Annotated in this window: 22 protein-coding genes; 14 read left to right on the forward strand and 8 right to left on the reverse strand. The window is 67.7% G+C overall.

Annotated elements, in window-relative coordinates; all coding sequences use genetic code 11:
* Nucleotide 1 precedes the first annotated feature (1 nt).
* The 6 genes from trpC to rpe form a co-directional block, all read right to left on the reverse strand.
* The gene (trpC, locus tag WHX56_RS06635) at nt 2-790 is read right to left on the reverse strand and encodes an indole-3-glycerol phosphate synthase TrpC (RefSeq protein WP_129241436.1); all 789 of its coding nucleotides are present in this window, start codon (nt 788-790) and stop codon (nt 2-4) included.
* On the reverse strand, nt 787-1,818 hold the full coding sequence (trpD, locus tag WHX56_RS06640) for an anthranilate phosphoribosyltransferase (RefSeq protein ID WP_129241437.1): 1,032 nt from the start codon (nt 1,816-1,818) through the stop codon (nt 787-789). Before trpD ends, trpC begins: the two co-directional genes overlap by 4 nt.
* A 12-nt stretch (nt 1,819-1,830) precedes the next feature.
* A complete protein-coding gene (locus WHX56_RS06645) occupies nt 1,831-2,397 on the reverse strand; it encodes an aminodeoxychorismate/anthranilate synthase component II (protein ID WP_338880806.1) in 567 nt (188 codons plus the stop codon).
* Nucleotides 2,398-2,441: 44 nt separating this feature from the next.
* Entirely contained in the window at nt 2,442-3,962 is a 1,521-nt protein-coding gene (gene trpE / locus WHX56_RS06650; RefSeq protein ID WP_129241439.1) for an anthranilate synthase component I, read from the reverse strand.
* 276 nt (nt 3,963-4,238) lie between these two features.
* Nucleotides 4,239-4,946, reverse strand: a complete 708-nt coding sequence (locus tag WHX56_RS06655) for a phosphoglycolate phosphatase (RefSeq protein ID WP_338880807.1) — start codon at nt 4,944-4,946, stop codon at nt 4,239-4,241.
* 15 nt (nt 4,947-4,961) lie between these two features.
* Nucleotides 4,962-5,690 carry a ribulose-phosphate 3-epimerase gene (gene rpe, locus WHX56_RS06660; RefSeq protein WP_338880808.1) on the reverse strand — a complete coding sequence of 243 codons (729 nt, stop codon included), beginning with the start codon at nt 5,688-5,690 and terminating at the stop codon, nt 4,962-4,964.
* Nucleotides 5,691-5,772: 82 nt separating this feature from the next.
* Between rpe and apaG the strand changes: the two genes are divergently transcribed.
* The 5 genes from apaG (at nt 5,773) to WHX56_RS06685 (ending at nt 10,642) form a co-directional block, all read left to right on the forward strand.
* Complete coding sequence (apaG, locus tag WHX56_RS06665; RefSeq protein WP_039882644.1) at nt 5,773-6,147, forward strand: Co2+/Mg2+ efflux protein ApaG; 375 nt, start codon at nt 5,773-5,775, stop codon at nt 6,145-6,147.
* 36 nt (nt 6,148-6,183) lie between these two features.
* Nucleotides 6,184-7,485, forward strand: a complete 1,302-nt coding sequence (locus WHX56_RS06670) for a murein transglycosylase A (protein WP_338880809.1) — start codon at nt 6,184-6,186, stop codon at nt 7,483-7,485.
* On the forward strand, nt 7,482-8,651 hold the full coding sequence (locus WHX56_RS06675; protein ID WP_338880810.1) for a UbiH/UbiF family hydroxylase: 1,170 nt from the start codon (nt 7,482-7,484) through the stop codon (nt 8,649-8,651). The genes WHX56_RS06670 and WHX56_RS06675 overlap by 4 nt, the downstream gene beginning before the upstream one ends.
* 184 nt (nt 8,652-8,835) lie before the next feature.
* Nucleotides 8,836-9,621 (forward strand): DsbC family protein, encoded by a 786-nt coding sequence (locus WHX56_RS06680; RefSeq protein WP_129241444.1) that lies wholly within the window; start codon nt 8,836-8,838, stop codon nt 9,619-9,621.
* Between the two features lie 64 nt (nt 9,622-9,685).
* Nucleotides 9,686-10,642 carry a D-2-hydroxyacid dehydrogenase family protein gene (locus tag WHX56_RS06685; protein ID WP_338880811.1) on the forward strand — a complete coding sequence of 319 codons (957 nt, stop codon included), beginning with the start codon at nt 9,686-9,688 and terminating at the stop codon, nt 10,640-10,642.
* 213 nt (nt 10,643-10,855) lie between these two features.
* Here WHX56_RS06685 and ttcA read toward each other — a convergent pair whose 3' ends face one another.
* Together ttcA and folB are read right to left on the reverse strand one after the other, a co-directional pair.
* Nucleotides 10,856-11,827, reverse strand: a complete 972-nt coding sequence (gene ttcA, locus WHX56_RS06690; protein WP_287756505.1) for a tRNA 2-thiocytidine(32) synthetase TtcA — start codon at nt 11,825-11,827, stop codon at nt 10,856-10,858.
* A gap of 2 nt (nt 11,828-11,829) precedes the next feature.
* A complete protein-coding gene (gene folB, locus WHX56_RS06695; RefSeq protein ID WP_129241447.1) occupies nt 11,830-12,189 on the reverse strand; it encodes a dihydroneopterin aldolase in 360 nt (119 codons plus the stop codon).
* 124 nt (nt 12,190-12,313) lie between these two features.
* On the opposite strand from folB, the gene WHX56_RS06700 reads away from it, so the two are divergent.
* From WHX56_RS06700 to urtE, 9 genes are all read left to right on the forward strand, one after another.
* Nucleotides 12,314-13,216, forward strand: a complete 903-nt coding sequence (locus WHX56_RS06700; protein WP_338880812.1) for an NAD(P)/FAD-dependent oxidoreductase — start codon at nt 12,314-12,316, stop codon at nt 13,214-13,216.
* A 72-nt stretch (nt 13,217-13,288) separates the two neighbouring features.
* Nucleotides 13,289-14,185, forward strand: coding sequence for a helix-turn-helix transcriptional regulator (locus tag WHX56_RS06705; RefSeq protein ID WP_129241449.1), 897 nt, complete (start codon nt 13,289-13,291; stop codon nt 14,183-14,185).
* A 128-nt stretch (nt 14,186-14,313) separates the two neighbouring features.
* Nucleotides 14,314-16,497 carry a TonB-dependent siderophore receptor gene (locus tag WHX56_RS06710; RefSeq protein ID WP_338880813.1) on the forward strand — a complete coding sequence of 728 codons (2,184 nt, stop codon included), beginning with the start codon at nt 14,314-14,316 and terminating at the stop codon, nt 16,495-16,497.
* A gap of 32 nt (nt 16,498-16,529) precedes the next feature.
* The gene (locus WHX56_RS06715; protein ID WP_338880814.1) at nt 16,530-17,063 is read left to right on the forward strand and encodes a hypothetical protein; all 534 of its coding nucleotides are present in this window, start codon (nt 16,530-16,532) and stop codon (nt 17,061-17,063) included.
* 381 nt (nt 17,064-17,444) lie between these two features.
* A complete protein-coding gene (gene urtA / locus WHX56_RS06720; RefSeq protein WP_338880815.1) occupies nt 17,445-18,638 on the forward strand; it encodes an urea ABC transporter substrate-binding protein in 1,194 nt (397 codons plus the stop codon).
* Between the two features lie 70 nt (nt 18,639-18,708).
* Nucleotides 18,709-19,611 carry an urea ABC transporter permease subunit UrtB gene (gene urtB, locus WHX56_RS06725; RefSeq protein WP_287756510.1) on the forward strand — a complete coding sequence of 301 codons (903 nt, stop codon included), beginning with the start codon at nt 18,709-18,711 and terminating at the stop codon, nt 19,609-19,611.
* A gap of 4 nt (nt 19,612-19,615) precedes the next feature.
* A complete protein-coding gene (urtC, locus tag WHX56_RS06730; RefSeq protein WP_129244929.1) occupies nt 19,616-20,662 on the forward strand; it encodes an urea ABC transporter permease subunit UrtC in 1,047 nt (348 codons plus the stop codon).
* Nucleotides 20,663-20,694: 32 nt separating this feature from the next.
* Entirely contained in the window at nt 20,695-21,456 is a 762-nt protein-coding gene (gene urtD / locus WHX56_RS06735) for an urea ABC transporter ATP-binding protein UrtD (protein ID WP_129245027.1), read from the forward strand.
* A 15-nt stretch (nt 21,457-21,471) separates the two neighbouring features.
* Nucleotides 21,472-22,161, forward strand: coding sequence for an urea ABC transporter ATP-binding subunit UrtE (gene urtE / locus WHX56_RS06740; RefSeq protein WP_287755622.1), 690 nt, complete (start codon nt 21,472-21,474; stop codon nt 22,159-22,161).
* The last annotated feature ends 18 nt before the right edge of the window (nt 22,162-22,179 follow it).

Consider the following 22,179-nt stretch of genomic DNA (forward strand, 5'->3'; position numbering starts at 1 on the left):
GTCAGCCGACCAGGCGCGCGAGTTCCGCGCCCGGGTCCTTGGCGCGCATGAAGGCCTCGCCCACCAGGAAGGCGTCGACCTTGTGGCTGCGCATCAGTTTCACGTCTTCCGGCGTGAGGATGCCGCTTTCGGTCACGACGCGCTTGCCCGCGGGGATGCGCGGCAGGAGGTCCAGCGTGTTCGAGAGGCTGGTCTCGAACGTGCGCAGGTTGCGGTTGTTGATGCCCAGCAGGGGCGTCTTCATTTCCAGCGCGATGTCCAGTTCCTTGGCGTCGTGCACTTCCACCAGCACGTCCATGCCCAGCTCCATCGCCAGCGTTTCCATGTCGCGCAATTGGGCGGGGGTGAGCGCGGCCACGATCAGCAGCACGCAGTCCGCGCCCATCGCGCGCGCGGCGATGATCTGGTAGGGATCGATCACGAAGTCCTTGCGCAGGACCGGCAGCGAGCAGGCCGCGCGGGCCTGGCGCAGGTGGTCGTGCGAGCCCTGGAAGAACTGCACGTCGGTCAGCACGGACAGGCAGGCCGCCCCGTGCACCGCGTAGGAGGCCGCGATCTCGGCGGGGTTGAAGGTGTCGCGCAGCACGCCCTTGGAGGGCGAGGCTTTCTTGATTTCGGCGATGACGCCGGCCTTGCCCTGGGAGATCTTGTCTTCGATGGACTGGGCGAAGCCGCGGACGTCCTGCCGCGCCTGCGCTTCGCGCAGGACTTCGGCTTCGCTGCGCATCTGGCGGGCGGCGGCGACTTCCTCGACCTTGACGGCGAGGATCTTCGCAAGAATATCGTTCATTTCTGGAATTTCCGGGTATATGCGCAGAATTCTTCCAGCTTGGCTCGCGCCGCGCCGGTGGAAATCAGTTCGAATGCTAGCGCTAAGGCAGCGGGAATGGAATCGGCTTTATTGCCGGCATAGATCGCAAGCCCGGCATTGAGCGCGACAATGTCGCGGGCCGTGCCCTCGACATTCTCCAGCGCCTCGATGACAAGCTCGCGCGATTGTTCGCGATTGGACACCTTGATGCCCCGGTTGGACATCATGGATAGCCCGTAGTCCTCGGGATGGATTTCATATTCGAGGATTTTGCCGTCCTTGAGTTCCCCGACCATGGTGGCGCCGCCCAGCGAGGCTTCGTCCATGCCGTCCTTGCCGTGCACGACCAGCACGTGGCGCGAGCCCAGGCGTTCCAGCACGCGGACCTGGATGCCGACCAGGTCCGGGTGGAAGACGCCCATCAACTGGTTGGCGGCGCCGGCCGGGTTGGTCAGGGGCCCCAGGATGTTGAAGATCGTCCGGACGGCCAGCTCCTTGCGGATGGCGGCCACGTTCTTCATGGCGCCATGGTGGGCGGGCGCGAACATGAAGCCGATGCCGGTCGCCTGGATGCATTCGGCCACTTCCTCGGGCGCGAGCACGAGGTTGGCCCCTAGGGCTTCCAGCACGTCGGCGCTGCCGCTGGAGGACGAGGCGCTGCGGTTGCCGTGCTTGGCGATGGGCACGCCGGCCGCCGCCGCCACGAACATGGCGGTGGTGGAAATGTTGAAGGTATGGCTGCCGTCGCCGCCGGTGCCGCACATGTCCAGCAGGTCTTCGGGATTGGGGGTAGCCACCGGCGTGGCGAATTCGCGCATGACCTGCGCGGCCGCCGTGATTTCGCCGATGGTTTCCTTCTTAACGCGCAGGCCCATCAGCAGGGCGCTTGCGATCTGCGGCGACATCTCGCCGCGCATCAGCATGCGCATCAGGTGCAGCATTTCGTCGTGGAAAATTTCGCGGTGTTCAATGCAGCGCGTCAGCGCTTCGGTGGAGGAAATCGTCACGGTGCTTCCTTCTTAGGCGAGGTTCAGGAAATTGCGCAGCAGGGCATGGCCATGCTCGCTGAGCACGGATTCGGGATGGAACTGTACTCCGTACAGCGGCAGGGTCTTGTGGGCCACGCCCATGATGTCGCCGTCCGGGGCCGTCGCCGTCACCGCCAGGCAGTCGGGCAGGGTGGCCGGGTCTATGGTCAGCGAGTTGTAACGGATGGCCGTGTACGGGGTGGGCAGGCCGGCGAAGATGTCGGTGCCCGTGTGCGAGATCCGGACGGTCTTGCCATGCATGATCTGCTGCGCGCGCACGATGTCGCCGCCATAGGCGGCGCCGATGGCCTGGTGGCCCAGGCACACGCCCAGGATGGGCTTCTTGCCCGCGAAGGCCTGGATGACGGGCACCGAAATGCCCGCCTCGGCGGGAGAGCAGGGGCCGGGCGACACGCAGATGCGGTCCGGATTCAGGGCGGAGATGTCTTCCAGCGTGATCTGGTCGTTGCGCGCCACGCGCACGTCTTCGCCCAGTTCGCCGAAGTACTGGACCAGGTTGTAGGTAAAAGAGTCGTAATTGTCGATCATCAACAGCATTGTTTTCTCCGTGCGGGCGGTAGTCGGTTCAGGCGGGGCCGGGATCAGATGGGTTCGTCCAGGCCGTGCTGCACCTGTTCGGCCGCGCGCAGCACCGCGCGGGCCTTGGCTTCCGTTTCGGCCCATTCGGCTTCGGGGCTGGAATCCGCCACGATGCCGGCGGCGGCCTGCACGTACAGCGTGCCGTCCTTGATGACGCCGGTGCGGATGGCGATGGCCACGTCCATTTCGCCGCCATAGGAGAGGTAGCCGGCCGCGCCGCCGTAGATGCCGCGGCGCACGGGCTCCAGCTCGTCGATGATCTTCATGGCCTCGACCTTGGGGGCGCCGGTCAGGGTGCCGGCGGGGAAGGACGCGCGCAGCACGTCCATGCTGCTCATGCCGGGGTTCAGGTTGCCCGTCACGTTGGATACCAGGTGCATCACGTGCGAATAGCGTTCGATGACCATGGTGTCGCTGACCTTGACCGAACCCACCTCGGCCACGCGGCCCACGTCGTTGCGCGCCAGGTCGATCAGCATCACGTGCTCGGCCACTTCCTTGGGATCGGCCTTCAGTTCGGCCGCCAGGGCGGCGTCCTCTTCGGGCGTGGCGCCGCGCTTGCGGGTGCCGGCCAGCGGGCGGATCGTGATCTGCGATTTCGGCTCGCCGTTGTCCACCACGCGCTCCTGGCGCACCAGGATCTCGGGCGACGCGCCCACGACCTGGAAGTCGCCGAAGTTCCAGAAGTACATATAGGGGGAGGGATTGAGGGACCGCAGGGCGCGGTAGAGGGAGAGGGGGGAGTCGCGGAAGGGCTTGGCGATGACCTGGCCGATCTGCACCTGCATCAGGTCGCCGGCGGCGATGTGTTCCTTGGCCCGTCGCACCGCGGCCAGATAGTCTTCCTTCTTGAAGTCGCGCCGCTCGTCGGTCTGCATGCTGGCGTGGCTGTAGGGGATTTCCACCGGGCGCCGCAGGCGGGCGCGCAGGTCGTGCAGGCGCTGTTGGGCGCGGCTGTAGGCTTCGGGCTGGCTGGGGTCGGCGTAGACCATCAGGTAGATGCGCCCGGCCAGGTTGTCCACGATGACCAGTTCGTCCACGTGCATCAGCATCAGGTCCGGCGTGCCGCCTTCCATGCCGGCGGGGAACGGCTTGACCGCGGGGCCCAGGCAGGGCTCGATGTGGCGCACCGTGTCGTAGCCGAAGTAGCCGGCCAGGCCGCCGCAGAAGCGCGGCATGCCGGGGCGCAGGGCGACCTTGAAGCGGCTTTGGTATTGCTCGATGAAGGCCAGCGGGTCGCCGTCATGGGTTTCGGCGACCTTGCCGTCGTGCAGGACCTCGGTGCGGGTGCCGCTGGCGCGGATCACCGTGCGGGCCGGCAGGCCGATGAACGAATAGCGGCCGAAGCGCTCGCCGCCCACCACCGATTCCATCAGGCAGGTCATGCGGCCGGCCAGCGGGCCGGCGTGCGCCAGCTTCAGGTAGATGCCGAGAGGGGTGTCCAGGTCGGCGTAGGTTTCGGCGACCAGCGGGATGCGGTTGTAGCCTTCCGCGGCAAGGGCCTTGAATTCGATTTCGGTCATGTCGGGTCTCGTAAGCGATTGATTTGCTATCGGACCAGGCATACAGCAAAAAGCCCGGTCCAGGTTACTGGTTCCGGGCTTGGCTCTGTGGTTACACAGCTACGGCACTAGGCGGCATACGCGTCCAGGGCCGGGAGGGATCATCGCCACCCGGAAGACAAACGCCACCAGCGCCACGAGGCGCCGAGCATTTGGTTCTGGATGGAAACGTTCATTGAGCTGTATTCGTACGGTATGGAATTCGCGATAAGCCTGCCAGCAAGCCTTCAGGGGCGTTCAAGAGCCGGTTTTTGCCGCATTCCGGGTTTGATTCCAGAGCGCGACCCACTGGGCGGCGTCGACTAGCGTGTCAACTATACCATCGACGTCCAGCTCGCGCACGTCCCTTCCTTCGTTGTAGCCATAAGGCACCACCAGGACCTGCGTGCCGGCGCTGCGGCCGGCCTGGGCGTCATTGAGCGAATCGCCGATAGTGACGGTTTCCTGCACGGACACGCCGAGCAGTTCGCAGGCATGCAGCACCTGGTCGGGATCCGGCTTGCGGCGCGCGCAGGTGTCGCCGCAGACCACGGCCTCGAAAAAGCCCGCCAGGCCCGTGCGTTGCAGCAGCGGCAGCGTGAACTCGGTGGGCTTGTTGGTGACGACGGCCAGTTTCAGGCCCTGGTCGCGCAGTTGCTTCAGGCCGTCGATGACGCCGGGGTACACCATTGCCTTTTCGCCGTTGGCCAGGTGGTAGTGCCGGTAGAACGCCACGCGGGCGCGCTCGAACGCGGCGGGCTCGGGGTCGGCGCCGTCCAGGCTGCCCGCCAGGCTGCGGCGGACCAGGTTGTCCACGCCCTTGCCCACGAAAGTGGCCACCACGTCCTCGCGCAGCGGGGACATGCCCAGTTCCACGCGCATGGCGTTGGCGGCGAAGGCCAGGTCGGGGATGGAGTCGAGGAGGGTGCCGTCCAGGTCCAGCAGCGCGGCGCGAAAAGCGGTCATGTCGGTTCCCGGTCTTTAGATGGCGGTGGTTTCGCCGATGGCGATCTGCTCGCGCATGGACTTGATGATGCCGGCGTAGTCCGGCTTGCCGAAGATGGCGGAGCCGGCCACGAAGGTGTCGGCGCCCGCGCGGCGGATTTCGGCGATGTTGTCGATTTTGACGCCGCCATCGACCTGCAAGGCGATTTCCTGGCCGCCGGCCTGAGTCCAGGCGTCGATCCGGGCGCGCGCCTCGCGCAGCTTGGTCAGGGCGGCGGGGATGAAGCTCTGGCCGCCGAAGCCCGGGTTCACCGACATGATCAGGACCAGGTCGATCTTGTCCATCACGTAGTCCAGGTACGACAGCGGGGTGGCGGGATTGAACACCAGGCCGGCCTTACAGCCGTTTTCGCGGATCAGCGACAGCGTGCGGTCCACGTGGCGGCTGGCGTCCGGGTGGAAGCTGATGTAGTCGGCGCCGGCCTTGGCGAACATCGGGACCAGGTCGTCCACCGGCTCGACCATCAGGTGCACGTCGATGGGCACCGATACGTGGGGACGGATCGCCGCGCATACCATCGGGCCGATCGTCAGGTTGGGGACATAGTGGTTGTCCATCACGTCCACGTGGATCCAGTCGGCGCCCGCGGCGACGACGTTGCGGACTTCCTCGCCCAGGCGGGCAAAGTCAGCCGACAGGATGCTGGGGGTGATGCGGGTGGAGGCCGATTGGGTAGACATGATGTTCGGAGTGGGTGAGGGCATAATGTGCCATTATTGCAGCTTGAGCCGCGGTATCGGGAATGGCCCGGTGCGGCGGCCCGCTCGTGCCACACAGGGAAGGACTGTGAAACCTTACGACCTGAGCGTCTCCGTCTCTCCGCGCTTCGTGCCCGAACAGTCCGATCCCGGCGAACAGCAGTTCGTGTTCGCCTATACCGTCCGCATCACCAATACGGGCGAGCATCCCGCCCAGGTGATCAGCCGCCACTGGATCATCACCGACGGCAACCAGCGCGTCCAGGAAGTGCGCGGGCTGGGCATCGTGGGGCAGCAGCCCCTGCTGGCGCCCGGCGAGACCTTCGAATACACCAGCGGCTGTCCCCTGCCCACGCCCGTGGGAACGATGCGCGGCACCTATCACTGCGTCGGCGAGAACGGCATTCCGTTCGAAGTGCCGATCTCCGAATTCGTCCTGGCCATGCCGCGCACCCTGCACTGAATGGCCCGGCCCCCGTCGTACGTTTTTCCTCAGCTCATGAAGCGCATTCTCAGTCTGACCGTGCTGTCGGTATTGCTGGCGGCATGCTCCACGCCCTCCGACATCCCCCCCGAATCCGGCGCGCCCGGAACGCCCGCCGGACGCCTGCCCACCGCCGACGGCCCGCTGGTGGTGCCGCCGCTGTCGGCGCTGCCCGATACCCCGGCGCGCGCCCTGGCGGGCAAGTTCAAGCCCGGGACCTGGGCCGAAATGCCCGGCTGGAGCAGCGATGACCTGTCGCGGTTCTGGCCCCTTTTCCTGCGCAACTGCCGCGGCCTGATGCGGCCCACTTCCGGCAACCTGGCCGCGCCCGCGCGCGCCACGCCGCGGGCCTGGCAGCCGGTCTGCGCGGCCGCGGTGGATCCGTCCCGCGCGCCCGCCGCCGGAGACAGCGAGGGCGTGCGCCGCTTTCTGCAGACCTACCTCCAGCCCTGGCGCCTGAACGCCGCCGACGGCAAGCCGGCGAGCAATACCGTTACCGGCTACTACGAGCCGCTGGTGCGCGGGTCGCGCCGCCAGGGCGGCAGCTACCAATGGCCGCTGTACGCCGTGCCCGCCGACCTGCTGACGATCGACCTGGGGGCGGTGTATCCGGACCTGGCGGGCAAGCGCGTGCGCGGCAAGCTGGACGGCAAGCGCGTCGTGCCCTACGACACGCGCGCGGCCATCGAATCGTCCGGCCGCCGCCCGCCCGTGGTGGTGTGGGTGGACGACCCCGTGGACAACTTCTTCCTGCAGGTGCAGGGGTCGGGCCGGGTGCAGCTCACCGACGGCCCCGATTCCGGCAAGACCATCCGCGTGGCCTACGCCGACCACAACGGGCAGCCCTACGTGTCGATCGGGCGCTGGCTGATCGACCGCGGGGAACTGTCCGCCGACCAGGCGTCGATGCAGAATATCCGGGCCTGGGCGCAGCGCAATCCCAAGCGCGTGCAGGAAATGCTCAATGCCAATCCGGCCGTCGTGTTCTTCCGCGAAGAACCCGTGATCGACCCCGAACAGGGGCCGAAGGGGGCCTATTCCATTCCGCTGGCGCCGATGCGCTCGGTGGCGGTGGACGCGACCTTCGTGCCGCTGGGCGCGCCGGTCTTCCTGGCCACCACCTATCCGGCGTCCGACCGGCCGCTGCAGCGCCTGGTGTTCGCGCAGGACACCGGCACCGCCATCCGCGGCGCGGCGCGCGCCGACTTCTATTGGGGCTACGGCGACGACGCCGGGCAGCAGGCGGGCCGCATGAAGCAGCGCGGCCAGATGTGGGTGCTGTGGCCCAAGCAGGCAGGGGAGCCGTCAGCAAGATGAGCCATCAGATCGTCGTTTGCGGGGCCGGCATCGTCGGCCTGTCCACCGCCCTGGCGCTGGCCCGCCGCGGGCAGCGCGTCGCCGTGCTGGCGCCGCGCGCCAGCGTGCCGGCGGCCGACCCCGACCGCTACCATCCGCGCGTCTACGCCATTTCTCCCGCCAGCCAGCGCTTCCTGGCCGAACTGGGCGTCTGGGACGCCATGCCCGCCTCCCGGCTGATGCCGGTCGGCGCCATGGAGATCCACGGCGACGCCGACGGGCAGGTGAACCTCAACGCCTGGCAGGCGGCGCTGCCGCAACTGGCCTGGATCGTCGAGTCCGGCGAAATCGAGCGCGTGCTGATCCAGGCGGTCCGCATGTTCGGGATTCCCTGGCTGGAAGACCGCTGCACGGGATACCAGAGCGGCGCCGTCGAGACCGAAAGCGGCGCCCGCATCCAGGCGGAACTGTTCGTGGGCGCCGACGGCGCGGCCTCGCCACTGCGCACGGCGGCCGGGCTGAAACACGAATCCCGGTCCTACGACGACACGGGCCTGGTGGTGCACCTGGATGCCGAGCGTCCGCACCAGGGCACGGCCTTCCAATGGTTCCGCGACGACGGCGTGCTGGCCCTGCTGCCGCTGCCCGACACCTCGGACGGCCCGCAGGTCTCCATGGTCTGGTCCATGCGCAGCGAGCGGGCCCAGGCCCTGCTGGCGCTGCCGTCCGACGAGCAGGCCGCGCGCCTGGAAGCGCTGCTGGCCGACGCCGCCGAAGGCCGGCTGGGGGCCCTGAAGGTCCGCAGCAAGCTCCACGGTTTCCCCCTGACCCTGGAACGCGCCCAGATGGTGGCGCCCGGCATCGCGCTGGCGGGCGACGCGGCGCACCGCCTGCACCCGCTGGCGGGGCAGGGCCTGAACCTGGGCCTGGGCGACGTCGAGGCCCTGGCGCGCACGGTCGCCGGCCGCGAACCCTACCGCGAGGCGGGCGACCTGCGGGTCCTGCACCGCTATCAGCGCGCGCGGGCCGAACCGGTGCTGGCCATGCGCCTGGCGACCGACGGCCTGCACAAGCTGTTCGCCTCCCGGGCCACGCCGCTGGTCTGGCTGCGCAACGCCGGCATGCAGTGGGTGGAGCGCGCGCCGCTCATCAAGCGCCGCCTGATCGCCGGCGCCTCGACCAACTGACGGGCCGCCCGGGTTAGGGCCGCCCGGGTCAGGGCCGCCCGGGTGAGGGCCGCCCGGCGGAACCTTGGGCGCCGGCGGGCGTCTGACCTTCAGGCGGTCCTGGCTTGCGCCGGCGCGGGGGCGCCTTCGCGCGGATCGGTTACGCTTGCCCGGAAGAACACGATAGACGAGTACAGGAGTACTGATGAATTTCCGCATATCCGCCATCCTGGCGGCCGGTTTCCTGGCTGTGTCCGCCGGCGCGATGGCGCAGGACGGCAAGGCCGTCTCCACGCAATCCCCGGGGCAGCCCGCCAAGGGCGCCAAGAGCTATTCCACGACGCAGGTGGCGCCGGCGGATCCCGTGGCGGACGCCGTCAAGGATCGCTTCAAGCAGCGTTTCACCGGCATGGACGTCACGGCGGTGCGCCGCACGCCCTATGGCCTGTTCGAAGTGCAACTGGGCATGGACATGATCTACACGGACGAAAAAGTCACGTGGGTCATGGAAGGTCCGCTGATCGACGCCATGACGCGCCGCGACGTGACCCGGGAATCGCAGGAACGGCTGAGCGCCGTGACGTTCGACCAATTGCCGCTGGACCTGGCGATCAAGCAGGTCAAGGGCGACGGTTCGCGCAAGGTGGCGATTTTCGAAGACCCCAATTGCGGCTACTGCAAGCAGTTGCGCAAGACGCTCGAAGACGTGGACAACCTGACCGTCTACACCTTCCTCTATCCCATCCTGTCGCCCGACTCGAAAGTGAAGGTGCGCGACGTGTGGTGCGCCAAGGACCCGGGCGCCGCCTGGGACGACTGGATGCTGCGCGGCCGCAAGCCCGCCACCGCCGATTGCGACGTGCCCCAGGACAAGCTCCTGGCCCTGGGCCAGGAATTGATGGTGCGCGGCACGCCCACCCTGTTTTTCGCAGACGGCTCGCGCACCAGCGGCGCGCTGCCCCTGGAGCAAATCAAAGCCCGCTTGAACTGACCGGCGCGATGCGCGCCGGCCGGGAGGCTGGCGCGGCAGGCGCCACGCCACCCGGAGACAACACTTGAAAATCGCAATACTCGACGATTACCACGACGTAGCCCGGCGCTATGCGGATTGGACCTCGCTGGGCGGTGACGCCGAGGTTCGGATCTTCAACAATTTCATTCCGCCCGAACAGGTCGAGGCCTCGCTCGAGGACTTCGACGTGATCGTGGCCATGCGCGAACGCACCCCGTTCCCCGCGGAGCGCATCCGGGCGCTGCCCAGGCTGCGGCTGCTGATCACGACGGGCATGCGCAACAACGCCATCGACATGCAGGCCTGCGCCGAACAGGGCATCGTCGTCTGCGGCGCGCCCGGCAGCGCCGACGCCAACACCGCCACGGCCGAACTGGCCTGGGCGCATATCCTGGGCCTGTTCAAGCACCTGCCCGCCGAAGACGCGGCCATGCGCCGCGGCATGTGGCAGACGGCCATGCCCGAACCGCTGGCGGGCAAGCGCCTGGGCGTGCTGGGCCTGGGCAAGCTGGGCACCGCGGTGGCGAAAGTGGGCCTGGCCTTCGGCATGGACGCGGTGGCCTGGAGCCCCAACCTCACGGACGAGCGCGCCGAGGCCGCGGGCGTGAAGCGGGTGGACAAGCACGAGCTTTTCTCCACGTCCGACGTCATCAGCCTGCACCTGATTCTTTCCGACCGCAGCCGCCACGTGGTCGATGCCGCCGCCCTGGCCGCGATGAAACCGACCGCCTACCTGGTCAACACCTCGCGCGCCGGCCTGGTGGACCAGGAAGCGCTGATGGACGCGCTGGTGAAGTTCCGCATCGCGGGCGCGGGGCTGGACGTCTACCCCGAAGAACCGCTGTCGCCCACGGATTCCGTGCGCGACCTCGACAACGTGATCCTCACGCCGCACCTGGGCTACGTCAGCCGCGAGAATTTCGAGGCGTTCTACCAGAACGCGCTGGAAGCGGTGAAGGCATGGCACGCGGGCAAGCCGATACGCGTGCTGAACGCGTAAGCCGCTCCCCAGGTGTCAGACACCCTGGATCACGTAGGATGGGTGGAGCGCGAGAATTTCGGCACAAGAACGCAACGGCCCAGCGCGCGAAACCCATGCGGCCGTGGGCAGTTTGTGCCAGGTCTCGGCCGGAAAACAAGCGATTGCGGCCGCATGGGTTTCGCGCGTTGAGCACCTGGGTTCTTGCCTAGGAACTGCCGCGCTCCACCCATCCTACGATCCGCGCGTGAATACCACCTTCTTCTCGACGATGGCGTCCGGCTCCTGCGCTTGCGGCGTGTCGCCGCAGGCTTCGGCGCCATCCTCTTCCGGGTCCACGGCGTCGAACGCCGTGTCGCCGTTGGCGTCCGGCACGCCGGTGGGCTTCAGGCCCGCGAAGTCGAACAGGTCGCGGTCCATCAGGTGCGAGGGCACCACGCGCGACAGCGCGTTGAAGACGTTCCACGACCGGCCCGGGTGCTGCCTGTCCCATTCCTTGATCATCCGGCCGACTTCCTTGCGCTTCAGGTTTTCCTGCGAGCCGCAGAGATTGCACGGAATGATGGGGAACTGCTTGAGTTCCGCGTAGGCGATCAGGTCGGTTTCCGGCACGTAGGCCAGGGGGCGGATCACCGTGTGGCGGCCGTCGTCGGACACCAGCTTGGGCGGCATGCCCTTGGCCTTGCCGCCGTAGAACAGGTTCAGGAAGAAGGTGCCCAGGATGTCGTCGCGATGGTGGCCCAGGGCGATCTTGGTGGCCCCCAGTTCGGACGCCACGCGGTACAGGATGCCCCGGCGCAGGCGCGAACAGAGCGAGCACATGGTCTTGCCCTCTTCCAGCACGCGGGTGACGATCGAATACGTGTCCTGCGTCTCGATGTGGAAGGGCACGCCCAGGGTCTTCAGATACTCGGGCAGGATATGGTCGGGAAAGCCCGGCTGCTTCTGGTCCAGGTTGACCGCGATCAGCTCGAACTTGAAGGGCGCGCGTTTCTGGAGCTGGAGCAGGATGTCCAGCATCGCATAGGAATCCTTGCCGCCCGACAGGCACACCATCACGCGGTCGCCGGCCTCGATCATGTTGTAGTCGGAGAGGGCGCGGGTGGTTTCGCGGGCAAGCCGCTTGGTCAGCTTGTTGCCTTCGTGGCGGGCCTTTGCGTCGGCGGGCGTGCGGAATTGCACGTCGGGGGTGGCGATATCGTTCATGGTCAGCGCGTGATCTGGATTTCCACGCCCACCGCCGCACAGTCGGAAAAGGCCATGGGCTTGCTGATGCGCAGGCGCAGCGCGCGGATTTCCTGGAAGTCGGCCAGCAGGCGCGCGGCGACCTGCTCGGACAGGGTTTCGATCAGGTTCACGTGGGCCTGCGTGCATTCTTCCACGATGGCCTCGCGCAGGCGGCGGTAGTCCAGCACGCTGTGGATATCGTGGTCGTCGACCGTGCGCTGGATGTCCACGTCGAATTCGGCGTCGACATGCAGGGGCTGGGTGGCGCGGCGCTCGTGTTCGAGAATGCCGATGCGGGCGTCGAGCGCAAGCCCGGAAAGAATGATGCGGCGTGTAGGCATGATGAAAACCTGGGTGGGGTAGCCGGGAATTGTAAGGCTGACGCGGGATGGGAGCGGCCCGCTGGCTACAATCCGGCCATGTCCGGGCGTCCGCGAGGCGCCGGCGCAGTCAATAAGGGGTGAAATGCAACAGATGCACGATTCGGTCATTGTAGGCGGCGGCCCGGCCGGCGCCTCCTGCGCCCTGTGGCTGGCCAGGCTGGGCCTGTCCCCGCTATTGGTCGAGGCCAGCGGCCGCCTGGGCGGGCTGGGCAACGACAATCCGTTCGCCGACGACTGGATCGCCGTGCTGCCGGGCGTCACCGGCCAGCAGGTCGCCGCCAATATCGACGCCAGCGTCCGGGCGGCGGGCGTGCCGCTCCGCCTGGAAACCCGCGTCACCGGGGTGCGGCCCTGCAAGGGCGGCATCGAAGCGACGCTGGCCGGCCCGTCGGGCGCCGAAACCCTGGCGCGGGCGCGCACCCTGGTCATCGCCTCGGGCGTGCGCGCCAAGGGCCTGCCGGACCACCCGCCGGGCGCGTCCTGGCCCGGCGTGCTGATCGGGCCGGGTTCGCCCATCGTGGCGCACGATTACTCCGGCCTGTCCGTGGCGGTGCTGGGCGGGGGCGACAACGCTTTCGAGAACTACGTCTACGTGCGCAACCGCGGCGCGCGAGCCGTCCACCTCTACGCCCGCAGCGTCCGCGCCCAGCAGCAATGGGTGACGCGCGCCGGCCATGACGGCGTGCGCATCGGCCCGTACAAGGTCGACCCCGCCGCCCGCAGCGTCGACGGCCGCCGGTACGACCTGATCCTGGTCTTCTACGGCTGGGAGCCCCAGGCCGGCTTCGCCGACAGCCTGCAACTGGCCCGCGACGAGCGCGGCTACATCCGCACCGATTTCGCCACCGCCGAAACCAGCGTGCCGGACATCTACGCGGTGGGCGAAGTGGCCAACCGCATGCACCCTTGCGTGGTGACGTCCCTGGCCGACGGGGTGGTGGCGGCCAAGGCCATCCAGCGGCGCTGGGAACGGGCGGGCGCGTAGCGCGGCGGCGGCGTTGAGCCGGGCAGGAAATCGGGTAATAATAATTATTCTCAAATAAGCCCGGATCGCTCCATGCCCGACCACCGCAGCGCGCCGCCCGCGGCCGGCGCTTTTGCCGAACACTACCGAATCGACGCGGCGCTCAGTCTCGCCGGCGGCTATGCGCTGCGCGCGGGCGTGTTCCGGCGCGGCGTGACGCAATGGCGCGACGAGGCCATGTTCCCCGGCCTGAAGGTGATCCTGCTGGACGGGCGGGTGGAGAGCCGCGTGGAGGACCGCAAGCCGGTGATGCTGCGCGGGTCCACGCTGTGCCTGGCCTGGAATCCCGGGCAGGCGCAAGGCGCGGATGCCTTCGAGGCGGGGGTGGACCAGCGATACACCATGGTCAGCCTGCCGGACACGGTGCTGGGGTCGGAACTGGGCGTGGACGCCGGCTTCTTTTCCCGCCTGGACCCGCAGGGCGGCGCCGGCGGTCCGGCGCTCTGGCACGGCGCGGCCGGGCGCGAAGCGCGCCGCATCGCCGACCAGGTCCGCGTCTGCCGCTATGACGGCGCGGCGCGCAGCCTCTACCTGGCCGCCAAGGGCCTGGAACTGGCCGCCGTCGCGCTGGCGCAGGCCGGCCGGGCGCGGGAAGAGGCCGCCGCTCCGAGCCAGGCCGCGCGCGAACTCGACGCCGCCCATGAAGCCCGCCGCCGCCTGCTGGCGGACCTGCGGCAGGCGCCCGGCCTGGTGGAATTGGCGCGCGCGCTAGGCGTGCAGGCGCGCAAGCTCGATCACGCCTTCAAGCAGGCCTTCGGCGTCAGCATGGCGCGTTGCGTGCAGGAAGCGCGCCTGCTGCGCGGCCGCGAACTCATTCTGAACGGCGGCCTGTCGGTCTCGGAGGCCGCCTGGCACGTCGGTTACGGCGCCGCGCATTTTTCGGTGGCGTTCCGCCGCCGCTTCGGAACGCCGCCCAGCGCGCTGCGCTAGCCGCCGCCCCGCGGCGGGCAAAAAGCGAAAGCCTTAGTACAGAATTCGAAAGCCTTTTCGATTGCCCCCGGATTCACCGTTGAAGATGATTATCAATCTTATTTAACGGAACGAAACCGGAGGGAATTGTGGGTATCGAGATACGCGCGGGATGGCTGGAGTTCGCCGCCGTCGCGGCCGCGCTGGCGGTGGCGGGCGGCGAGGCGCGCGCGCAGGAAGCGGCGCTGCTGGCGCCGGTCACCGTGCACGGCGAACAGGCGGGCGTCACCGAAGGCAGCCAGTCCTACACGGCGCCCAGCGTCACCATCGGCGGCAAACTGCCGCTCTCCTTGCGCGAGATTCCGCAATCGGTATCGGTCATCACGCGCCAGCGCATCGAAGACCAGAACATGGCGTCGCTGGAAGACGCCATGGCGCAGACGCCGGGCATCACGATAGACCTGGCCGCGACGGCGGCCATCCCGCAGTTCTATTCGCGCGGCTTCCAGATCGAATATTTCCAGTACGACGGCGTGCCCATGCAGACGGGCGGCGCGTCGTGGGCGCAGCCCGACCTGTTCATGTACGACCACGTCGAACTGCTGCGCGGCGCGGCGGGCCTGTTCAACGGCGCTGGCCAACCCGGCGGCGTGATCAATCTGGTCCGCAAGCGTCCCACGAACGAATTCCAGTTCTCCGGGGCGGCGGGCGCGGGGTCCTGGGACAACTACCGGGGCGAACTCGATCTGTCCTCGCCGCTGAACGCATCCGGCTCCGTGCGCGGCCGCGTCGCGACGGCGATCGAAGACCGCAAGTACTTCTACGACGTCGCCAACTCGCAGAAGCAGGCCTACTACGGCATCCTGGAGGCCGATCTCGGCGCCGACACGCTGCTGACGGTCGGCGGGAGCTACCAGAAGCGCGACTGGCTGCCCTACATGATGCACATGCCGCGCTACCAGGACGGCGGCGATCTCGGCCTGACGCGCGGCACCTATCTGGGCGCCGACTGGAACCGCTGGGACTTCGAGAACACGCAGGCGTTCGCGGAGCTGGCGCACCGGCTTTCGCCGGACTGGACCGTCAGGCTCAACGTCAATCAGGCGGAAGAAACCAGCAAGCTGAAGTACGCCTATGTGCGCGGCGCCGTGGACCGGCAGACCGGACTCGGCCCGCGCCTGTACGGCGGCGGCAACCAGTACCGCAACCGGCAACTGGGCGTGGACCTGATGGTGACGGGCGCGTTCGAAGCGCTGGGCCGGCGCCATGAGCTGGTGTTCGGCGGCAATTGGTACGACCGCAGCGCGCGGGCCTACAACGCCTATTCGCTGCCCGGATTCCCGCCCCAGGCGGTGGACGTCTTCGACTACGACGTGAACGACTACCCCGAGCCCGCGGATCCGCAATGGGGCAGCAAGAGCGACGTCAAGACGCGCCAGTCCGGCGTCTACGCCATGGCGCGGCTGAAGGTGGCGGACCCGCTGACGCTGGTGCTGGGGTCCCGCATGAGCTGGTGGCGCACGCAAACCCAGGACCTGATCAGCGGGGACCGCGGCGACGCGGTCAGCGAGCACGGCCGCATGACGCCCTATGCGGGCCTGGTATACGACATCGACAGCCACTGGTCGGCCTACGCCAGCTATGCCGACATCTTCCGGGTGCAGAGCGACCTGCGCACCGCCAGCGGCGGATCGCTGCCGCCGGTGGTCGGCTCCAACTACGAGGCCGGCGTGAAGAGCGAATGGCTCGACGGCCGCCTGAACGCCTCCTTCGCGCTGTTCCGCATCATCGAACGCAACCGCGCGCAACGCGATCCGGCCTATCCCGACGTGGGCGACTGCTGCTACGAAGCCAGCGGCGAGGTGCGCAGCCAGGGTATCGAGACCGAGGTGTCCGGCCGCATCGCGCCGGGCTGGGAGGTGGCGGGCGGCTACACCTTCAACACCACCCGCTACCTGAAGGACAGCGCCAACGGCGGCGCGGCGTTCCGCACGTTCACGCCCAAGCACATCTTCCAGTTGTGGACCACCTACCGGCTGCCGGGCGAATGGAACCGCTGGAGCGTGGGCGGCGGCGTCAATGTGAAGAGCGGCATCTACACCGAGAGCGCGGTGCAGGGGCCGGTGCGCGGCAGTTCGGTGCGCGTGTCCCAGGGCGGCTACGCCATCTGGAACGCGCGCGTGGGATACCGCGTCAACGAGCACGTGTCGCTGGGCCTGAACGTGAACAACCTGTTCGACAAGGTCTATTACCAGCGGCTGGGCAACGCCGACATGGGCAACGCCTATGGCGAACCGCGCAGTGTCATGCTGAGCATGCGCGTGAAGTACTGAAGCGGCGATTCAATGCAGACAAGGAGAACACGATGCAAGCATTTCTGAAGCGGTCCCTGCGCGCGGCTGTCCTGGGCGCGGCGCTGTGCGCGGGCGGGGCCGCGCAGGCCGCGGCGCCCGCCGCGCCGTCCGCCGGCGCCGCCGGCTGGGCGGCCGGCGAGTACCGGTGGTCGGTCGACGACCGCAACGGCGAACCGCCCTACACGCTGCGCCTGTATGTGCAGCCGCTGCCGTCGGGCGACTATGCGCTGACCGGCAGTCTGTTGCTGGACGACGCCGAACTCGGCGCCTACGGCTCGGCCCGGACGCGCGGCGGCAAGCTGGTGCTGGACCTGACCGCCAGCGGCGGCGTGCTGCAGGCGCCGATGGAGGAAGGCAAGCGGCGCCTCTATCCCGAGGGGCAGGCGCCCGAGCGCGTCGATTCCGCGGGCTTCGCGACCATGCGGGCCGTGCTGGACCCGCGGTCGCTGGAAGGCGTGGTGCAGCGCTACCAGACCAACGTGGTGACGGGCCATCATGTGCAGGGCCCGATGTATGCCAACAGCGTGATCCGCCGTTTGCCCTGAGCGTCGCGCGGACGGAAGGCCCGATAAGGGAAAATACGCATGGCATAGCGCGGCACGCTTCTTCAGAATGCCTTCCAGACGCAAGTTCGTCTTCAAATTTTCGCCGACTGCCAGTGTTGCCAGTCAGGCGTAGGGCAAAAAGGCCCGAGCCGGAATATCCGGCTCGGGCCTTTTCGTTTTCCGTTTGTCCATCGCTTTTCTTCGAATGGCGCTTCGATGCGCCGTGGGCGGAGCTTTGCCCGGAGAAACGATGGCGCAGCGGTCGGACGGCTGTCGTCGTGATGTGGTCGGCAAAGGCGCCTGCCCAATCCCGGGCAACTCTGGGCTTGCGTGCAAGCCCTGGCCGGAGGCTTGCCTTCAGAAACGCACAGGAGCGCAACGATGAGCGAATACAACCGCCGCCGCTTTCTGCAGCACAGCGGCTCCATGGTCCTACTGAGCGCCGCGTCGGGGATGGCAGCATTGCCCCGCCAGGCTTTTGCCCAAGACACCGTCAAACTGGGCTTGCTGCATTCCCTGTCCGGCACCATCGCCATCGCCGAGGCGTCGCTGGTGGACGCGGAGAAGCTGGCGATCGAGGAAATCAACGCCGCGGGCGGCGTGATGGGCAGGAAGATCGAGCCGGTGGTCGAGGACGGCGCCAGCGAGAACGCCGTGTTCGCCGAAAAGGCGCGCAAGCTGCTGGACCGGGACAAGGTCGCGGCCATCGTCGGCTGCTATACCTCGGCCTCGCGCAAGGCCCTGCTGCCGGTGCTGTCGCGCAGCAAAGGCCTGCTGTACTACCCCACTTACTACGAGGGCCAGGAGCAGGACGCCCGGGTGTTCTACCCATCCCAGGAAGCCACCCAGTCGGTGATCGCGGCGGTGGAATGGATGGCGCGGGAAAAGGGCAAGACTTTCTTCCTGGTGGGGTCGGACTACATCTACCCCCGCACCTGCAACAAGATCGCCAAGCCGGCCATCGCGCACATGGGCGCGAAGGTGGTGGGCGAGGAATATGCGCCGCTGGGGCATACCGAATTCTCTTCCATCATCAACAAGATCAAGGCGGCCAAGCCGGAGTGCATCTACAGCACGGTGGTCGGCGGCTCGAACGTGGCGTTCTACAAGCAGTTGCGCGCCGCCGGCCTGGACGGCACGCGTGTCGTGCTGCTGTCCACGGTGGTGTCCGAGAACGAGATCGAAGGCATCGGCAAGGACAATGCGGCGGGCTACTACGCCTGCATGGGCTACTTCCAGAGCCTGCAGAATCCGGCCAACGAGAAGTTCGTCAAGGCCTTCAAGGCGAAGTACGGGCAGGACCGCGTCATCGGCGACCCGATGGAGGTCGCCTACAACAGCGTCCACCTGTGGAAGCTGGGGGTGGAGAAGGCCGGCTCGTTCGATCCGGACAAGGTCATCGCGGCCTCCGCCGGCCTGACGCTGGAGGCGCCCGAGGGCACCGTGCGCGTGCACGAGAAAAACCACCACGTCTGGAAGAAGGTGCGCGTGGGCCGCGCCCAGCCCGATGGGCAGTTCGACATCGTCTGGGAATCCGCGGACCTGATCGAACCCAATCCCTTCCCGAAGCTGTAGCGGACCGCCTGCGGATGTTCGCAAGCCAACGGCCGGCGGCGTCGCCGCCGGCGCAGCCTGGAACGTGACCATGAATCTCGACATCGCCGCAATGCAGCTTTTCAACGGGATCAGCCTGTTCAGCATTCTCCTGCTGATGGCGATCGGCCTGGCCGTCGTGTTCGGCCTGATGGGCGTCATCAACATGGCGCACGGCGAACTGATGGCCATGGGCGCGTATACGACCTACCTGGTCTCGGTGGCGTTCCAGCGCTGGGCGCCGGGGTGGATGGACGTGTACCTGTTCGCGGCGATTCCGCTGGCCTTCATGGTTGCGTTCGCGTTCGGCTACGTGCTGGAGCGCGGGTTCATCCGCTGGTTCTACAACCGTCCGCTGGACACGCTGCTCGCAACCTGGGGGCTAAGCCTGATCCTGCAGCAGACCTACCGGTCGGTGTTCGGCGCGCAGGAGGTCAGCGTGCCGCTGGCGTCGTGGCTCAGCGGGGCGTGGGAGCCCACCCCCGATTTGCAGTTCCCGCTGAACCGCATCTTCATCCTGGGCCTGACGCTGCTGGTGGCGGTGGGCGTGTACCTGCTGCTCTACCGCAGCGCCTGGGGGCTGCGGGTGCGCGCCGTGACGCAGAACCGGGCGATGGCGGGCGCCGTGGGGATCAACACGCGGCGCGTGGATGCGTTGACGTTCGCGCTGGGTTCTGGCCTGGCGGGCATCGCCGGCTGTGTCTTCACGATGATCGGATCGACCAACCCGGGAACGGGCCAGCTCTACATCGTCGATTCGTTCATCGTGGTGGTGTTCGGCGGCGTGCAGAGCCTGCTGGGAACGGCGTTCTCCGGACTGGCCATCGCGCAGTCGCAGACCACGCTGGAATACCTGATGAGCGGCTCCATGGCCAAGGTCACGATCCTGGTGCTGGTGATCCTGGTTCTCTACTTCCGCCCGAACGGGCTGTTCGCCAACAAGACCCGGGGGTGACGCGATGAAGGCTCTACACCGGAAAACCGAGGAAATCGCGATCCTGCTGGTCGCGGTGCTGGTCCTGGCCGTGCTGCCCCTGTCGCTGGACCCGTTCCGGCTCAACCTGGTCGGGAAATACATGGCGTTCGCCTTCGTGGCGATCGGCATCGTGCTGACCTGGGGCTACAGCGGCGTGCTGAGCCTGGGGCAGGGCATTTTCTTCGGCCTGGGCGGCTACATGATGGCCATGTTCCTGAAGCTGGAGGCGTCCGCGCCGGAACTGCCCGACTTCATGGTCTGGAGCAGCGTGGACAGCCTGCCGGTGTGGTGGCAGCCGTTCCACTCCCTGACGCTGACCGTGCTGCTGATCGTGGCCCTGCCCGGCCTGGCCGCCTATCTCTTTTCGCTGGCGATCTTCCGCAAGCGGGTCAGCGGCGTGTATTTCGCCATCGTGACGCTGGCCCTGGCGATGACGCTGACCGTGCTGATCGTCGGCCAGCAGGGCGACACGGGCGGCGCCAACGGCATCACCGATTTCCGCACGCTGCTGGGCTGGGACATCGTCGGCGACGACGGCAAGCTGGTGCTTTATTTCGTGGAGGCCGGCGCGCTGACGGTGGCGATGCTGGCGGCGCTGGCGGTCGTGCGCAGCCGGCTGGGCAAGATCCTGATCGCCATCCGCGACCGCGAGGACCGCGTGCGCTTTTCTGGCTACGACACCGCGCACGTGAAGGCCTGCGTGTTCTGCGCGGCGGCGGTCCTGTCCTCCATCGGCGGCGCCTTCTTCACCTTGCAGGTGGGCTTGATCTCCCCGGGCGCCATCGGGGTGGTGGCCTCGATCGAAATGGTGATCTACGCGGCGGTCGGCGGCCGGCTGTCGATCCCCGGCGCCGTGGTCGGCGCCCTGCTGATCGGCTTTCTCAAGTCCTACCTGTCCGAGACCTTTCCCGAAGTGTGGCTCTACTTCCTCGGCGCGATCTTCATCGTGGTGGTCGTGGCGATGCCCAACGGCCTGGCGGGGGTATTCGGCCAGATTCAGGCGCGCCGCGCCGCGGGGAGCGCGCGATGAGCGCCGCCCTGGACCTGCAGGAGTCCGCCAGCATGGACATGAGCAGCGACCGCCCGGCGCCCGGCGCCATCCTGAGCGTCGAGGACCTGACGGTCTCGTTCGACGGCTTCCGGGCCGTGGACGGCCTGAGCCTGCGCGTGGCGCAGGACGAGTTGCGCGTCATCATCGGGCCGAACGGCGCGGGCAAGACCACGCTCCTGGACATCATCTGCGGCAAGACGCGGCCCTCGTCGGGGCGCGTGATGTTCCAGGGCCGCGACCTGGTGCGGATGGCGGAATTCGACATCGTGCGGGCCGGCGTCGGGCGCAAGTTCCAGACGCCGTCGGTCTACGAGGACCTGACGGTGCTGGAGAACTTCGAGATCTCGCTGCCGAACGCGCACGGGGTGGTCCGGTCCCTGCGGTTCCGCCGCACGGCGGAGATCCGCGAACGCATCCAGGCCATGGCGGAGCAGGTCTTCCTGGCGGACCGGCTGGCGGAGAAGGCGGGCCGGCTGAGCCACGGGCAGAAACAATGGCTGGAGATCGGCATGTTGCTGATGCAGAACCCGCAACTGCTGTTGCTGGACGAACCCGTGGCGGGCATGAGCCCGCGCGAGCGGGAACAGACCGCGGAGCTGCTGGCGCGCATTTCGCGCGGCAAGTCGGTGGTGGTCATCGAGCACGACATGGATTTCGTCAAACGCATCGCCCACAAGGTCACCGTGCTGCACCAGGGCCGCCTGCTGAGCGAGGGCACGGTGGCCGAGGTGCAGGCGGATCCGCGCGTGCTGGACGTTTACCTGGGCCACTGAAAGGGGGGATGCGCCGTGTTCCGGATCGACAAGCTGAACGTGAGTTACGGGGAATCCCAGGTCGTGCACGACGTGTGCTTCGACGTGGCGCCCAAGGAATCGGTGGCCATCATGGGCCGCAACGGCATGGGCAAGACCACCTTGCTCAAGGCGCTGATCGGCATGCTGCCGTCGGGCTCGGGCAGCATCCGCCTGGATGGCGTCGAACTGGCGGGCATGGAGAGCTACCGTCGCGTGCGCCACGGGCTGGCCTTCGTGCCGCAGGGCCGGATGATCTTCCCGTTCCTGACCGTCGAGCAGAACATCCTGACCGGCGCCGAGCGCAGCGGGCTCAAGGCCGTGCCGGAATATCTGTACCGCTTTTTTCCGGTGCTGCAGGAAATGCGCCGGCGCAAGGGCGGCAACCTGTCCGGCGGACAGCAGCAGCAGTTGGCGATCGCCCGGGCGCTCATCTCGAATCCGCGCGTGCTGATCCTGGACGAGCCGACCGAGGGGATCCAGCCTTCCATCATCAAGGACATCGCCCGGGTCCTGAACGCGTTGCGGGAGGAACGCGGCTTCGCCATCGTCGTGTCGGAGCAAATGCTGGGCTTCGCGCTGGACCTGGCCGACCGGTTCCTGGTGATCGACCGCGGCCGCATCGTGCACGAGGCGTGCCGGGCGAGCCTGGACCAGGACAAAGTCAGATCTTTCCTGACGGTATGACCGTCAACCAACGAGGAG

The organism is Achromobacter veterisilvae (assembly GCF_037619525.1).
In the GTDB taxonomy this organism is placed as follows: domain Bacteria; phylum Pseudomonadota; class Gammaproteobacteria; order Burkholderiales; family Burkholderiaceae_B; genus Achromobacter; species Achromobacter veterisilvae.

What these genes read in the sequence shown, in the direction of transcription:
- trpC (WP_129241436.1), bottom strand. Translation starts at nt 790, where the DNA reads ATGAACGATATTCTTGCGAAGATCCTCGCCGTCAAGGTCGAGGAAGTC.
- WHX56_RS06645 (WP_338880806.1), bottom strand. Translation starts at nt 2,397, where the DNA reads ATGCTGTTGATGATCGACAATTACGACTCTTTTACCTACAACCTGGTC.
- trpE (WP_129241439.1), bottom strand. Translation starts at nt 3,962, where the DNA reads ATGACCGAAATCGAATTCAAGGCCCTTGCCGCGGAAGGCTACAACCGC.
- WHX56_RS06655 (WP_338880807.1), bottom strand. Translation starts at nt 4,946, where the DNA reads ATGACCGCTTTTCGCGCCGCGCTGCTGGACCTGGACGGCACCCTCCTC.
- rpe (WP_338880808.1), bottom strand. Translation starts at nt 5,690, where the DNA reads ATGCCCTCACCCACTCCGAACATCATGTCTACCCAATCGGCCTCCACC.
- WHX56_RS06670 (WP_338880809.1), top strand. Translation starts at nt 6,184, where the DNA reads ATGAAGCGCATTCTCAGTCTGACCGTGCTGTCGGTATTGCTGGCGGCA.
- WHX56_RS06675 (WP_338880810.1), top strand. Translation starts at nt 7,482, where the DNA reads ATGAGCCATCAGATCGTCGTTTGCGGGGCCGGCATCGTCGGCCTGTCC.
- WHX56_RS06680 (WP_129241444.1), top strand. Translation starts at nt 8,836, where the DNA reads ATGAATTTCCGCATATCCGCCATCCTGGCGGCCGGTTTCCTGGCTGTG.
- ttcA (WP_287756505.1), bottom strand. Translation starts at nt 11,827, where the DNA reads ATGAACGATATCGCCACCCCCGACGTGCAATTCCGCACGCCCGCCGAC.
- folB (WP_129241447.1), bottom strand. Translation starts at nt 12,189, where the DNA reads ATGCCTACACGCCGCATCATTCTTTCCGGGCTTGCGCTCGACGCCCGC.
- WHX56_RS06700 (WP_338880812.1), top strand. Translation starts at nt 12,314, where the DNA reads ATGCAACAGATGCACGATTCGGTCATTGTAGGCGGCGGCCCGGCCGGC.
- WHX56_RS06705 (WP_129241449.1), top strand. Translation starts at nt 13,289, where the DNA reads ATGCCCGACCACCGCAGCGCGCCGCCCGCGGCCGGCGCTTTTGCCGAA.
- WHX56_RS06715 (WP_338880814.1), top strand. Translation starts at nt 16,530, where the DNA reads ATGCAAGCATTTCTGAAGCGGTCCCTGCGCGCGGCTGTCCTGGGCGCG.
- urtA (WP_338880815.1), top strand. Translation starts at nt 17,445, where the DNA reads ATGAGCGAATACAACCGCCGCCGCTTTCTGCAGCACAGCGGCTCCATG.
- urtB (WP_287756510.1), top strand. Translation starts at nt 18,709, where the DNA reads ATGAATCTCGACATCGCCGCAATGCAGCTTTTCAACGGGATCAGCCTG.
- urtC (WP_129244929.1), top strand. Translation starts at nt 19,616, where the DNA reads ATGAAGGCTCTACACCGGAAAACCGAGGAAATCGCGATCCTGCTGGTC.
- urtD (WP_129245027.1), top strand. Translation starts at nt 20,695, where the DNA reads ATGGACATGAGCAGCGACCGCCCGGCGCCCGGCGCCATCCTGAGCGTC.